This is a genomic window from Synechococcus sp. MIT S9451 (assembly GCF_047304725.1).
GTDB lineage: Bacteria > Cyanobacteriota > Cyanobacteriia > PCC-6307 > Cyanobiaceae > Synechococcus_C.
The window spans coordinates 145,692-157,894 of record NZ_CP138971.1 but is presented as its reverse complement, the minus strand read 5'-3'; the positions used below and the strand labels follow the sequence as shown (position 1 = coordinate 157,894).

Genomic DNA, 12,203 nt, shown 5'->3' with positions numbered 1-12,203 from the left:
GCGAACAGTGGACGGCGCATGGTCATAATGCTTTGGTATTGAGTCAACCGGGTCAACTTCTGACCAGTTGGTTTGTACCAGTGCGGGCGTAGTTTAGTGGTAAAACCTCAGCCTTCCAAGCTGATGATGCGGGTTCGATTCCCGCCGCCCGCTTCCAAAGGCTCCTTTTAAAGATTGCGCCTTGGATCGGGTGCCGAACTGCCTGATTGGCAATGAACACTGGCATCCGGCCAAGTGCCGATCAGTTGGGCAGCCATTCCTTTGCCACCATCACCACCATGCTGCGGCTTTCGAGGGGCACGCTGTTCGGGCTCCAAGGTTCAGGGTGTTCGGGTAGGTCTTGACCTGGGGGAAGGGCAGTGTCGATCAGGCGATGCCAGGCTGAGGCGGCTGGTGGCAGGTCGAAATGCATGGCCTTGAAATAGCTGTTGAAGCCCACCCACAGCACCGCGCCCCGTTCGCCTTGATGAAGGCTCGTGGCCAGGCAGTGTGACCAGCTGGCCCAGTCGGGTTTTTGCAGTTCCACCCCATGCCACTGGCGCCAGAGTCGATCTGGTTCCTCTCCGCACTTCGGCGCAATTTCGCTGATGGCTGTTTCTGAGTTGAGGAGGTCTGTCAGTTCCCGTCTCGCGTGCAGCAGCCGCTGAAGGAAGCAGAACAGGTCTTGATCACATTGATCCTGCCGCCAGGTCATCCAACTCAGTGGGCTGTCCTGGCACCAGGTGTTGTTGTTGCCGCCTTGGCTGCGTCCCACTTCGTCGCCCATCAGGAGCATCGGGACGCCACGGCTGAGCAGCAGGCTTGTGAGCAGGTTGCGTTGCTGCCGACGGCGCAGGGCCTGAACGGCCAGGTCGGTGCAGGGCCCCTCTACTCCATGGTTCCAGCTGCTGTTGTGGTTCTCTCCGTCGCGGTTGTCTTCGCCATTGGCCAGGTTGTGTTTTCGGTTGAAGCTGACCAGGTCTGCCAGGGTGAAGCCGTCGTGGGCGGTGATGAAATTCACAGAGCGATCAAGTTTGAGCGGCTTACCGTCGTTGAGATCTGGGCTGCCGCGCAGGCGCTGACCCAGCTTCCAAGTGCTGTTCTCATCGCCTTTCCAGAAGCCGCGCAGGTCGTCTCGAAAACGGCCGTTCCAGGCTCCGATCCGTTTGGCAGGAAAATCACTGAGGCGATAAAGCCCGCCGCAGTCCCAGGGTTCGCTCACGAGCTTCAAGTCGCTCAGGTGCGGATCGGCATCAATGGCTTCAAACAGAGGCGGACGATCGAGTGGTTTGAGGTTCTCGCCGCGGCTGAGGGCAATGCCCAGATCGAATCGGAATCCATCGATGCCTAGCTCAAGGGCCCAGCAACGCATTGATTCAAGGATGAGCTGTCTCACCAAGGGGCGATTGGCGGCAATGCTGTTGCCACAGCCGCTGACATCCTGATAGTCGCCTTTGGCGCTTTGGTGGTAGTACAGCTTGTCGGCAATTCCGCGCCAGCTCAAGGTCGGGCCTTGATGGTTGCCTTCGGTGGTGTGGTTGTAGACGACGTCAAGTAGCACTTCAATGCCGGCGTCATGGCAGGCGGCTACCAGTTCGCGTACCTGGAGCCGGGCCGAGAGCGGATCATCGCCTTCGATGAAACCTTGATGTGGTGCAAACCAGCTCAGGGGGCTATAGCCCCAAACGTTGTCTCGGCCTGGTGGCGCGTCCTGGAGATCAAAGGCCTGGATCGGCAGGAGTTCGATCGCTGTGACCCCCAGATTCGCTAGGTAGGGGAGCTTGGTGATCAGCCCGCGCAGGGTGCCCCTCTGTGAGGGCTCAACGCCTGAGTCGTCCCGGCGCGTGAAGCTTCCCACATGCAGTTCGTAGATGACGCTGCTGGTCCAGCTGTGGCGGGGCCGGGGGTGGGCGTCAAAATCGAACCTGTCGCGTTCGCACACCACAGCCTTTAGGCAGGCATCCGTATTAGGGGAGGCGCCTGTGGCTGCACCACGCCGGTACACGTTCCATCCGGCGATCGCTCGGGCACAGGGGTCGAGCAGGACCTTTGCGGGCAGAAATCCATGCCCCCCTGGCTGTAGGGGGCCAAACACGCGATAGCCATAGCAACATCCGGCTTCGAGTCCTTCCACCTCCACGTGCCAGTAGTCACCAGAACGATGGTTGCTGTCAAGCTCGATAATCCGCTCAGCTTGAGCAGCATCAGCATCGGTGAAGAGCAGCAGCTCCACCCGGTTGGCGGTCGGTGCGGCCAGTGAGAAGTTCACGCCCCTTGGCGTGATCGAACTGCCCATCGGCCAGGGGGTACCGCGGTGGATCGTGGCCAATGATCCTGCCCGCGGAACGCAGGACGAACTGTCCACAAGCTAGAGGGGTGCCCACACTGAAGGTTGCGGCCCCAGTGACCATGTCATGACACTGACTTCTTCTTTGGAGCAAGGCCGACCGCCTCAACAGATTCGAGAGGATCTTTGGCTGTTTCCGCCAAACCGCGACTGCCTTGGAGGGTCCTCTTGGTGGCTTGACTGTGTACCGGAACCGGTTCTGATCGATTGCCCTCCCCTGACTGAGGCGACGCTTCAAGCGCTGGAGAGGCTTGCCGCTGGAAGGATCCCCAGGCTGTTGCTCACGAACAGGGAAGGGCATGGCCGGGTGCGGCGCTTGCAGGAACGCCTGGGCTGGCCAGTGCTGGTGCAGGAGCAGGAGGCCTATTTGCTGCCTGGGGTTGATCCCTTGGAAACATTTGCACAGACCCACCGCACGGCCTCTGGCCTTCGTCTGCTCTGGACGCCAGGGCCCACTCCGGGCAGCTGTGTGGTGCATGCACCGGCCCCTTGGAACGTGTTGTTCTGCGGACGTCTGCTGGTGCCTGTGGCAGTAGGGGTTCTGGCCGGATTGCAGCATCGACGCACATTTCACTGGCCTCGCCAGCAGCGCAGCCTGGAACGTCTACGTGATTGGGTTTGCTCAGATCCATTGCCATCACTGGCTTCTGGGGCAGGGCTTGGCGCGCTTCGTGGTGAGCGCTTGGCGCCTTGGAGCGCATGGGCTGATGGCTTTCATCAAGCACCCCATCAGGAGACTCCGACGTAAAGCATTGCTGCATCAGACATTTCGCTTGCCCCAACGGCTCAGCCTCCATACGATTGGCGCGCTCAGGGAAGCCCTAGCGGATGTCGACCTCCGCATCGTCAATCAGCCGCTTCCGCAACTCACTCCCTTTCCATGAACAAAGCTGACCTCGTCAATCTCGTCGCTGCTCGCACTGAGCTCACCAAGACCGATGTCTCCCTAGTGGTGGATGCCGCCATTGAGACCATCATCGATTCCGTCGTTGAAGGCAAAAAGGTGTCGATCCTTGGCTTCGGTTCGTTTGAGCCTCGCGAGCGCTCTGCTCGTCAGGGCCTGAACCCCAAGACCGGCGAAAAGATCAAGATCCCCGCGAAACGCGTGCCTGCTTTCACAGCCGGCAAGATGTTCAAGGATCGCGTCCAGGGCTGATTCAGATGATCATTGCTCCGCCTCTCAACGGCGGTAGCTACTGGGTGGTCCGTTTGGGCCACCTTTTCTTTTGCCAGGCTCATGCGCCGCTTCTCAGCTCCTAATGGCTTGCCTGATCATCTCCAGAAGCGATTTGCTCTGGGTGATGATCTTCGGCGGCAGGGCTACAGGGGCCGTTTTGCACCCACCCCTTCCGGGCCACTGCATCTTGGCAATCTGCGCACAGCCTTGATGTCTTGGTTGGTGGCCAGGCGGGCTGGCGGTCGCTGGCTGTTGCGAATCGATGATCTCGATACTCCACGGATTCGATCAGGTTCCATCGCCTCTGTTTTGGAAGATCTGCGCTGGCTGGGTCTCGACTGGGATGGACCAGTGCTGTTTCAGAGCCATCGGCGAGGGATCTACAGCGGAGTGCTATCCCACTTGCGTCGTCAAGGAGACCTCTTCCCTTGTCGCTGCAGCCGGCGTGAGCTCGCTGCGAGTCGGATTTATCCAGGCACCTGCCGCGACAAGACCCATGGTTGGGGCTGGGAAAAGCAGCGATTACCTGCGTGGAGATTGCGAGTTGCGGCTGCTGCCTCTCAGACCTGCGGGGATGTGGTGGTGCGCCGAGCAGATGGATTCATCGCTTATCACCTCGCGACGGCTGTGGATGAATTGGTCTGCGGGATCACTGAGGTGGTGCGAGGGGCCGATCTGGCTCCAGCGCGAGCGGCCCAGATGGCGGTGATGGCCGCCTTGGATCAGGGGGCACCGCGCTATTGCCATGTTCCCCTGCTTTTGGATGGCTCAGGCGAGAAACTGTCGAAGCGAGAAGCCAGTGAAGGCCTGGCGGCATGGCGGGAGAGAGGGGCTCGCGCAGAGCAGGTGATTGGTCTCCTCGCAGAGCAACTGGATCTTGTTCCTCAATCCACAGTGCTGTCGCTTCAGGAGCTTTTGGAGAGTGTGCGAAGCAATCCAGAAGGCCTCGAGGCTGTGCTCGAGGTCTGATTCTTTGTAAAAACTTCGGGATTGCTGCCGTTTAGACGCCCCACACTGGCGATGGGGAGTTTGAGGCAGGGCCGATGATCTGTCCACGTTGCGGCGGGAGCGGTATTCAGCGGGTTGCTGATCAACGTTTCCGCACCTGTCAGGACTGTCTGGGACAGGGTGTGATTCTTGTTTCCGGCTCTGTGAGTCCAGAGCCGGAAACGCCAAGATCCGATCCGGATCGGGCCGTTCAGGTCAGCGCAGCTGCTTCTTCCTTTGCTGCCAGATGAAAAAGACTGCGGTGACAACCACCGCCAGCAGGGGCACGGTGGTGAACAGCAGCAAGGCGACAGCGGTCCAGTCGGTGTACATCCGCAAACAAACAAAGCCAGTGCATCATCTCAGCTGAGCGCTGATGTTGGTCTCTCACCACTCCACTTGACGGAGATTGTCAACAGTGGACCAGCTCATTTCGGCCGCGGACGCGATTGCTCAGGTTCTCTGTCGCGTCGAATTGTCGCTTTTCTGGTCGGCTTTCAAGCACGATGCTTGGGTTGGTGATGACCATGTTGTTCTTTGATCCTGAGTCATGCGTTTGGCAGCAGTGAGTTCTGCCGTTGCTCTGTTTTTGCCCATGGCTGCTTTCGTGCCGCTAGCCCCTGTTTTGGCCAGTAGCGTTGGGCGTCTGATTCCCCTGGTTCAGGACTGCTTCTCAACCCAGAGGCCGAGCGCCTGTGAGCAAGCGCTCTTGCAATCTGAGGCTCTGCAGCAGCGAGCCGCTGACCAAGATCGCTACCCCTGCCAGAGCATGGTGCTGGGAGTGCAGGCCGAGGTGGTGATGGTGCAGCTGCAGGCCGGGAGGGGCAAGCTTGCTTATGAAACTCTCAATGCGGTGCGTCAACGCTGCAGAGGTCTCTAGCTTGAGCGCGAGGCATCTCACGGTCAGGAGCAGCAGCATGGGAGCAGTAAAGACGTCCCCTGTCCTTCCTTGGACGGCTGGTGTGCTGATCGCGTTGGTCGGCGGGATCGGGCCGGTTGGGGCCCAGGTTCGTTTCGATGATTGTCAGCCGATTTCTGGCGGCGGCATCACCTGCAACACCGTTCCCTATGGCAACACCCGTATGAACATGATTGATGGGGAATACGGTCTGATGGATCAGGCCAGTCCAGGTTGGGCTGAATACGATCCTTATGAGGGATATGAAGACATGCTCGGGGGCAACCAGACGTGAACTCTGGAACTGAGTTTCAGAGGATTGCTCGAGCCCCATTAGCGTTGACCAGGCTCCTTGGAGATGGGAATGATGGCTGTTTCGCAGCTGCAGAAGGATGAGTGGAGGGATTTCTTGCTCCAGGAAGTGGTGAGTTTCCTTGGGGCTCGCAAAGACGATATCCACTGCAATTACGAACGCAGCAGTGTGGGAAAAGTACCTCTTGAGGTGTTGGATCAAGCGGGACTGTTGGATGTGGAGGTGGCCATCACCTTCCTCCAGGACAAACGGCCTAGTTGGGGGCTTGGCAAGGGATTCTTGGGTATGAATCTGATCAAGTGATCGTCACTGTTGGGGCAGCAGCGATTGATCTCCATCTCCGCTATCGATGGTCTCAATTCCCTTCGATGTCTTACGAGCGTTAGGTTGTCTCTGAGGATCGATGGGTCATTGTGGTCGATTGGAACGATGATCAGGACTATCGCGAGGGCTGGTGCGACACCAAGGAGAGAGCGGAGAAGCCCCATCGAGTCTTCACGTTTAAGGAGGCTGGTGTTGCCCGTTTCAATGATGTGGTCGATGACGGTTACGACGAAGCTGAACACAACGCCTAATCCGAAGCCGTTGCTGCCGGCTGTCTTTGGTCAAGATCATGGTCTGGATCAACGGTCGTTGAAACATTGCCTAGGGCAAGCACGGTTCTCTCCCCGCTAGCTGTGGTGCTACAAACGGAGCCTGAACAACTGATCCATGGCTGCTAAGTCCACAACGCAACCGAATGCCCGTTGCTGGGTTTGGTTCAAGGGAGGCTTGAATGAGCCGTCCCATTGGCGGGGGGGCTGGTATGGAGCTCCCTCTGTTCTCGGTGGAATCAGGATTGAGCACAGTGATTACGTGCCTTGTCGCTGTCCGGATTGGCGTGTGGTGTTTGAGGAGCCTCAGGATCTCAATCAACCACCCGTGATCCCAGAAGATAGTGAATGGAAGTTGTTCCCCACCGAACCCACTTGATCGGGGTTCTGGATGGGGGCAGGGAGAGGCGATGTCAAAACTTGATCAATTTCGGGTGAAATCCTCGATCGTTTGATCGGCCTGGAATGAACGTTTTCGGCCGAGCACTTTGCGCTTCACGACGCCTTTGCTCTTTTGATACCGGATCAGCTCCCCATCTTCCAGAGTGTTCAGGCTAAGTACACCATTTTCTCTATATTCTCGCTCGAATGGCACAACCCAAGATGTGCCATTGTCTAAAACATAGATGACTTCGGTTTTGTCATCACTGATGCAGAATCGAACCTTGATATCGTCGAAGACTCCGACATCGCTCACAAACTCTGCATCGAAATACGAGCAAGCTTGAGATCTTTCAAACTCATCCTTGATGTTGGCGAAGCCTGGGCCCGTCGCGGCCATGAACAAAACCATGAGCGCAATCAGCTGGGAGATTGTATTCGAAGACATCGTGGCCGCGCTTTCTTCAGGCTGGATTTGAATCGTCATAGCAGCGTACGAGCCCGCTGTCCGCTGGGATTGAGTGCTGCAACGTCTGAACGTCTCTTGTCCGCTCTGGAAGGGTTGTGTTTCTAGATCCAGCTTGTTGGCAATAGGGTTCACAAGAGTTTTGGTGCTTGCGAACAAGGCCACAGGCACGCTTGAGCCAAGCCATCAGGTCGCACATCGAATGCGGTAGATGGTGTGTGCATCGGAGTGAGGGGGGCAACGCGCGCAACAAGCCACTCAGCTTCCTGGCGGACTCATTGCTTTCATCGACCTCATGCCTTGGTCGAGATGACTCCAAGGTCGTGATAGCTGCTATTCAATGCAGTTCATTGGGATGATCTGACATTGAGCGAATGCCGGGGAGTTTGATTCTTAATCTCTGAAAGCCATGCAAAATCCCTTAGGGAAAAATAGGCCAGTCAGTGAAGTGGAGGGTTGATCGATTTCCTCTTCAGGCCAATTGAAACCGTGTCACTCTGCAGCTACTCAACATCCATGTCGCTTGCATCCAAGACCTGCCACTCAGGCTCACCTTCCTGATCGCAGAACTCGATTGCATCCTCCTCAGAGGCAAACATCGCCACTTCTCGGTAGATTCCTTCCGTGTCCGTTGGTGCCATCACCACCCATCGCGGTTCGGGGTCCCAATGATCCATGCTCCTTTGGCGGTAATCGGTCTTGGCTCAGCATCTTCGCGGAGACTTCGCGGGGGCGAGGAGAAGCTTTGATCAGCTAGCAGCCTGTTTCAGTTCTCGATGGACGCGGAGTTGTTGGCAGGCTCCCCGTCTTCCTGTCCAGGGCTGTCGGCCTGTGGAGAGTCACTGGAGAGTCATCCCGTCTGTGGGTTGTAACACTTCAGTCATCCCAGTGACTCCTGCTTGGATCAAGGCGCTGCGGGTGTTTGTGGAGACACTTACTTTTTCTTGCCGATGCGAATGGTTCGTGGATTCAGTGGACAAGCCAAGGCATGGAAGGGGGCATGACTCCCATCATGGACAAGGCTTCCCATCGGTTGCGCGTTGGAACTGTCGAGTTTCATTGGGATGCCTGGATCACTGTTGTTCTAAGAAGTCCACCTTGCTTTGCGCGATAGGTATTAGCCCCCATTTTGCTCTGGAGCCAGGGCTTTGATCCAGGCGAACCCCTTGATTAACGAAGAAATCTGTCAGCCACACTCTTGTATTGGCAAGTTTTGATGCATTTATTCCTTGTGTCCTATTAGCACACATTCATTCAGGTTTTTTGTTGCTTGATGCTGCTGGCAGCATGGTTGTGTCAGCGTAGGCCTTGATCGTGCAAAATCTGAAACTTGGTTGTGGTGATGGGAGGCGATCACCTTCTTCCTAATCAGGGGGGTGTTGGCGATGAATCTCCCAGTGGCGTGAACTGATCGAGTGAGGATCGATTGAATTGATCTGTGCAGACAACTACCAGCTGGGAGTAGATCGAACCATTTTTAGATGGTGTGAAAGCTTGTTTGCAAACCTTCGAGGTGATCGCTTCCCACTGCGCCAGATCGGGTGTCGGCAGTTTATGTTTCAGCGCTTTCAGGGATTGATTCCGCTGCTCGGCAGCGCAGGCTTGCATTTCGATCGTGGCCATGCCTGGGCACTGATGAGTGCGCTGAGTCGTGCCTGTTGCCTGGTTCGCAGCTCGTTTCCTCGATGCATGCTCAATGGACCTCTCCCCGCATGAGCTCGCGCTGATGGCCTGATTTGTGCGCAGCATCTGAAACATGGGAGTGGCATCTCTCAGCACATGGCAGAGCATCATTCCTCAGGTACTGGCAGCGGTCTAAGCCTGAGAGTGAGGTCGACTCAGGTGGCTGACGGCATTTGAGTTGATCCGGTGAGTAGAGGAGGGGAACCGCGCCCCTTCTCTACTTTCCCCGGGTAACGGGGTTGAGCTGGTGAGGACTAGGGATGGATTTCACCAGCACAACCACCTGATCTCAAGCTTGCTCGTGTTTGATGGGCTCTGAATGGATGGTTGTTCATCCAAGCCAGGCTGTCGCTTCCGATCGGAGCTGCAGTGTCTGTGGCCAGCCTGAGCTGGGAAGAACGCTCAAAAAAAAGAGCCATCACCCCTCGTGACAGCTCGAAGCATTTTCCTGAAATTAAACTATTCAGGAATGGTGGCCTTTGGCAAGCAAGATCAGGAGAGCCGACCTGTGTGATCGGTGTGGCTTATGCATTGGCTGATGGGAGTGGGCGGCTGGCTCGTGATGTTGTTTTCTCTTTGCTTGAATTCACAGCTATTTCACCCCGAAAGTCATCACCCATCCCCAATCCTGGATTTGATTTTCGGCAAGCCACAGCTGAAATGCTGGCTTGAAGCCTGGATGGGTTTGAGAGATCAATGTGATCGGGTCTGACGGAACACCTCTGAGCCCTTCTCGTGCAGAGATTTTGCATCCCTGCGCCCCCTTAAGGTCGCCGGGATGTGATCTGGTCAAGCACAGTTGTCACCCTGTTGCAGCGGGAACACGCTGACGCCACTGACGACATTGGCATCCATCAGGACTCGTACTTGCACCCCGCCTTTGGGGTCTTCGGCCATTTCCACAGAAAGACCAACTAGCTCATCTCCGGAGCTATTGATGTAATCCAAAAGTTGCAACCTCTTGAGAATTTTTGGCTCTGTCACGGGTGCCTCTTACTGCACTACACCGCACAGGCATAACCCACGAGGCCAGGCTGCTGTGTGGCAAATGATATTGAGCACCGCTCTTCAGGCTGCAAGCCGAACGTCTGAAGCCAAAGCGACAGTCTTTGGATTGAGGTGTTCATGGAAGCGATTGGTCAGCTTGCTACCGATTGGCGTTGGAGATGCCGAAGCCTTGTGCCGCCTTCGGGTTGAGTACTCACTCCATTCACTCAACTTGTTCAGGCCTTTCGTCCCCTCGTGTTGAACAGGTCAAGGTTGTGCCCATAACACACATTCCCTCAAGCCGAGGAGGCTCTTTGCGGCAAGGTGCACATCTGGAAGTTGCGCTGGTGACTCCTCCCGTGGAGCACCAGGACAACCCCATTGCCCGGGGAAAGCAGAAAAGGGAGAAACGGAACCCTTCTCTGCTGACCGGATCGACTCAGCGTCTCTTCCGAGTCCCCATTACTTTCATCGATTGTGTGGCGGTGCTCTTAAGAGAATGATCCGCAGCCGGGTGCCGAGAGCTGCTGTCCGCATGTTACGGATGCTGCTGCCCTTGATTCAGTTGATGCAACGCCCAATTCCTCTGGGCGAGTTCGGGTTCAGCCGGATTGGTAGAGCTTGATTGTTTGCTTCAGGGCCGTCCTTATTGCCTTTGGCCTCGATCTTGATTGATCTGTTGGGGAATTCTGTTCAGTGGTTGTGCTGGTGAATCACTTTCCAAGCCCTCACCAGCCCAACACCGATGGAGAGGTACAGAGAGAAGACGCTGGCAGCCCCTCTCCCTGTACTCCCGAAGAGACCCAAGAGGCGCCCCCCTTGAGCTGAAAACACTGTCGTTCGAGGCGGAGAGAAAAGCTACAGCAATGATTGTTTGCTCGCTGATCGATGAATGCTGCGTCTGTGACGGGTGATGCCTGGAATGGTGTGTCGATGACCTCGCCGGATGGTGGCGAGGTCAATGGGTGTTCCTCCTAAGACAAAGGCCCCGGATTGGGGCCAGATCTTGGAGGGTGCTGGATCAAGCGCGTTAGCGGGTGTAGGTCACTCCGCGGTAGGTGCAAGACCTTGTGGGCGAGCCGATGCGAGGCGCCTGGTGGGCCGAGGTGTAGTCGGCCGAGACAGGCTGCATGGCGTTGTGCCGCTTCGCTGCATCACGTAATTGCTCACGTTGCAGCTGCTTCTGGATCAATGAGAGGGGGGACATCAGTCGTCTCCACAGCGTTCAGGCCCCCGTTGCTTGGCCTGAATCGAACTGCACCTGCACACTGCAGGCCAACGATTCTTTGATTGTACAGGATCAGCTCAAACACTGCTGTTTCCACTTGGCAAGGGACGGAGTGAAATCCCTAAGGAATCGAAGGCAAACAGTGTCTTGTTGTTTTGCAGTGGAGTGGAGCTGTTGTGTGTGCTCAGTGAAGAAATTAGAGCTAAGTTCGCTCTGGTGTTTCTTTGCTTCTTTTCCATGGCCTCCCGCTTCTTTCATGTCCAGCACGAGTTTCGAGCTGGTAAGAGTCAGCAGTGGTGGGATGCTGCTCAGAAAGCGATGGCTCCAGGTGGAGGTTGGGATGAAGCCGTATCGAGGAATCTGCAGGCTGGTTTTTTTAATCATTCATTCAATCCCATTGCTCCGGAAGGCCCCGCTTTTTGTATCTGGGAAGTGCAGGAGGGAATCACTGATGAGCAGTTTCAGGATTTCATTGATGGACCTCATGGCCCCGATTTTGGCCTCGGTGCCTTCATGAATATTTGCCGGGAAATTAACGTGGAACTCGCAGGTAATACTCCCTATCCCCGTAAGTTTGTCTAAGTCTGACGAGTCTGCTCAGCTCGGTTGGCTGGGCGGGCTTTTGGCTGGGAGGGTGAGTACCTGGTTTTGGCAGATTAGAGACAGATATCAATTCAGCTTGAGCTCTCGGCTTCGGCGGGGGTGGTGGAGTGGCCACCACCTAGAATGGTCTGCTTGGGATTACAGCCCGATCAGGTGAAGTAGTCCTTCGCCTGTTGCCAGCTCTGTCACGATTGCGGCCATGAATCCAAGCATGGCGCATCTGCCGTTCAGCTGTTCGGCTCGCTGGTGGAAGGCCCAGCCAGCATCCGCTTCAGCAATTTGGATAGGGGGCTCTTTGGCATAAACATTCTCATGCCCTTCAGCATCATGGGTGACCAGGCCGGTGGGTGCGTTGAATGTGGTTGCAGTCATGGGTGTCTCCGAGAGGGACCTGTTTGGTCTATGACTGCCGTGAAGACTGCGAAAGAGGGTCAACCGTACGTAGAGGTTCGGTTTCAGGCCCATCTTCTGGGTCTCATGATTGACCTCTCGACAGTTTTGCTGACTCAGCCTTCGTCGGGTTTGATGTATTCAATGGTGCAATGAATATCTTCTTGCTGT

At 56.2% G+C, this 12,203-nt stretch carries 17 protein-coding genes and 1 tRNA gene; 11 read left to right on the top strand and 7 right to left on the bottom strand.

Annotated elements, in window-relative coordinates; all coding sequences use genetic code 11:
- The first annotated feature begins 82 nt into the window (after positions 1-82).
- Positions 83-153 (top strand) — tRNA-Gly (locus SIB72_RS00975).
- 88 nt (positions 154-241) lie between these two features.
- Here SIB72_RS00975 and SIB72_RS00970 read toward each other — a convergent pair.
- A complete protein-coding gene (locus tag SIB72_RS00970; RefSeq protein WP_115121432.1) occupies positions 242-2,275 on the bottom strand; it encodes a glycogen debranching protein in 2,034 nt (677 codons plus the stop codon).
- A gap of 118 nt (positions 2,276-2,393) precedes the next feature.
- Here SIB72_RS00970 and SIB72_RS00965 point away from each other — a divergent pair, with 118 nt between their 5' ends.
- The 8 genes from SIB72_RS00965 (at position 2,394) to SIB72_RS00930 (ending at position 6,673) form a co-directional block, all read left to right on the top strand.
- The gene (locus SIB72_RS00965) at positions 2,394-3,074 is read left to right on the top strand and encodes an MBL fold metallo-hydrolase (protein WP_413744323.1); all 681 of its coding nucleotides are present in this window, start codon (positions 2,394-2,396) and stop codon (positions 3,072-3,074) included.
- A gap of 132 nt (positions 3,075-3,206) precedes the next feature.
- Positions 3,207-3,482: an HU family DNA-binding protein gene (locus SIB72_RS00960; RefSeq protein WP_006043393.1), complete on the top strand. Its 276-nt coding sequence runs from the start codon at positions 3,207-3,209 to the stop codon at positions 3,480-3,482.
- Between the two features lie 81 nt (positions 3,483-3,563).
- Positions 3,564-4,472 (top strand): tRNA glutamyl-Q(34) synthetase GluQRS, encoded by a 909-nt coding sequence (gene gluQRS / locus SIB72_RS00955; RefSeq protein ID WP_413744322.1) that lies wholly within the window; start codon positions 3,564-3,566, stop codon positions 4,470-4,472.
- Positions 4,473-5,040: 568 nt separating this feature from the next.
- A complete protein-coding gene (locus SIB72_RS00950) occupies positions 5,041-5,370 on the top strand; it encodes a hypothetical protein (RefSeq protein ID WP_244281675.1) in 330 nt (109 codons plus the stop codon).
- Between the two features lie 37 nt (positions 5,371-5,407).
- Complete coding sequence (locus SIB72_RS00945) at positions 5,408-5,683, top strand: lactate dehydrogenase (protein ID WP_413744321.1); 276 nt, start codon at positions 5,408-5,410, stop codon at positions 5,681-5,683.
- 69 nt (positions 5,684-5,752) lie between these two features.
- Positions 5,753-6,004, top strand: coding sequence for a hypothetical protein (locus SIB72_RS00940; protein WP_413744320.1), 252 nt, complete (start codon positions 5,753-5,755; stop codon positions 6,002-6,004).
- A 110-nt stretch (positions 6,005-6,114) separates the two neighbouring features.
- A complete protein-coding gene (locus SIB72_RS00935; RefSeq protein WP_170953951.1) occupies positions 6,115-6,276 on the top strand; it encodes a hypothetical protein in 162 nt (53 codons plus the stop codon).
- Positions 6,277-6,412: 136 nt separating this feature from the next.
- Positions 6,413-6,673, top strand: a complete 261-nt coding sequence (locus SIB72_RS00930; protein ID WP_170953952.1) for a hypothetical protein — start codon at positions 6,413-6,415, stop codon at positions 6,671-6,673.
- 45 nt (positions 6,674-6,718) lie between these two features.
- Here SIB72_RS00930 and SIB72_RS00925 read toward each other — a convergent pair whose 3' ends face one another.
- The 3 genes from SIB72_RS00925 to SIB72_RS00915 form a co-directional block, all read right to left on the bottom strand.
- Entirely contained in the window at positions 6,719-7,162 is a 444-nt protein-coding gene (locus SIB72_RS00925) for a hypothetical protein (RefSeq protein ID WP_413744319.1), read from the bottom strand.
- Positions 7,163-7,644: 482 nt separating this feature from the next.
- On the bottom strand, positions 7,645-7,818 hold the full coding sequence (locus tag SIB72_RS00920; RefSeq protein ID WP_170953953.1) for a hypothetical protein: 174 nt from the start codon (positions 7,816-7,818) through the stop codon (positions 7,645-7,647).
- Between the two features lie 691 nt (positions 7,819-8,509).
- Complete coding sequence (locus SIB72_RS00915; protein WP_137007094.1) at positions 8,510-8,764, bottom strand: DUF1311 domain-containing protein; 255 nt, start codon at positions 8,762-8,764, stop codon at positions 8,510-8,512.
- A gap of 435 nt (positions 8,765-9,199) precedes the next feature.
- On the opposite strand from SIB72_RS00915, the gene SIB72_RS00910 reads away from it, so the two are divergent.
- Positions 9,200-9,496, top strand: coding sequence for a hypothetical protein (locus tag SIB72_RS00910; protein WP_413744318.1), 297 nt, complete (start codon positions 9,200-9,202; stop codon positions 9,494-9,496).
- 117 nt (positions 9,497-9,613) lie between these two features.
- Here SIB72_RS00910 and SIB72_RS00905 read toward each other — a convergent pair whose 3' ends face one another.
- Entirely contained in the window at positions 9,614-9,808 is a 195-nt protein-coding gene (locus SIB72_RS00905) for a hypothetical protein (RefSeq protein ID WP_137007096.1), read from the bottom strand.
- 1,033 nt (positions 9,809-10,841) lie between these two features.
- Positions 10,842-11,018, bottom strand: coding sequence for a hypothetical protein (locus tag SIB72_RS00900; protein ID WP_170953954.1), 177 nt, complete (start codon positions 11,016-11,018; stop codon positions 10,842-10,844).
- Positions 11,019-11,276: 258 nt separating this feature from the next.
- On the opposite strand from SIB72_RS00900, the gene SIB72_RS00895 reads away from it, so the two are divergent.
- Entirely contained in the window at positions 11,277-11,621 is a 345-nt protein-coding gene (locus SIB72_RS00895; protein WP_413744317.1) for a hypothetical protein, read from the top strand.
- A gap of 159 nt (positions 11,622-11,780) precedes the next feature.
- On the opposite strand, the gene SIB72_RS00890 is transcribed toward SIB72_RS00895, so the two are convergent.
- Positions 11,781-12,014, bottom strand: coding sequence for a chlorophyll a/b-binding protein (locus SIB72_RS00890; RefSeq protein ID WP_413744316.1), 234 nt, complete (start codon positions 12,012-12,014; stop codon positions 11,781-11,783).
- Positions 12,015-12,203 lie beyond the last annotated feature (189 nt).

Excerpts from the sequence above, each read along its gene's own strand:
- SIB72_RS00970 (WP_115121432.1), bottom strand. The coding sequence starts at position 2,275 with ATGGGCAGTTCGATCACGCCAAGGGGCGTGAACTTCTCACTGGCCGCA.
- SIB72_RS00965 (WP_413744323.1), top strand. The coding sequence starts at position 2,394 with ATGACACTGACTTCTTCTTTGGAGCAAGGCCGACCGCCTCAACAGATT.
- SIB72_RS00960 (WP_006043393.1), top strand. The coding sequence starts at position 3,207 with ATGAACAAAGCTGACCTCGTCAATCTCGTCGCTGCTCGCACTGAGCTC.
- gluQRS (WP_413744322.1), top strand. The coding sequence starts at position 3,564 with ATGCGCCGCTTCTCAGCTCCTAATGGCTTGCCTGATCATCTCCAGAAG.
- SIB72_RS00950 (WP_244281675.1), top strand. The coding sequence starts at position 5,041 with ATGCGTTTGGCAGCAGTGAGTTCTGCCGTTGCTCTGTTTTTGCCCATG.
- SIB72_RS00945 (WP_413744321.1), top strand. The coding sequence starts at position 5,408 with ATGGGAGCAGTAAAGACGTCCCCTGTCCTTCCTTGGACGGCTGGTGTG.
- SIB72_RS00940 (WP_413744320.1), top strand. The coding sequence starts at position 5,753 with ATGATGGCTGTTTCGCAGCTGCAGAAGGATGAGTGGAGGGATTTCTTG.
- SIB72_RS00930 (WP_170953952.1), top strand. The coding sequence starts at position 6,413 with ATGGCTGCTAAGTCCACAACGCAACCGAATGCCCGTTGCTGGGTTTGG.
- SIB72_RS00925 (WP_413744319.1), bottom strand. The coding sequence starts at position 7,162 with ATGACGATTCAAATCCAGCCTGAAGAAAGCGCGGCCACGATGTCTTCG.
- SIB72_RS00920 (WP_170953953.1), bottom strand. The coding sequence starts at position 7,818 with ATGGATCATTGGGACCCCGAACCGCGATGGGTGGTGATGGCACCAACG.
- SIB72_RS00915 (WP_137007094.1), bottom strand. The coding sequence starts at position 8,764 with ATGGCCACGATCGAAATGCAAGCCTGCGCTGCCGAGCAGCGGAATCAA.
- SIB72_RS00900 (WP_170953954.1), bottom strand. The coding sequence starts at position 11,018 with ATGTCCCCCCTCTCATTGATCCAGAAGCAGCTGCAACGTGAGCAATTA.
- SIB72_RS00895 (WP_413744317.1), top strand. The coding sequence starts at position 11,277 with ATGGCCTCCCGCTTCTTTCATGTCCAGCACGAGTTTCGAGCTGGTAAG.
- SIB72_RS00890 (WP_413744316.1), bottom strand. The coding sequence starts at position 12,014 with ATGACTGCAACCACATTCAACGCACCCACCGGCCTGGTCACCCATGAT.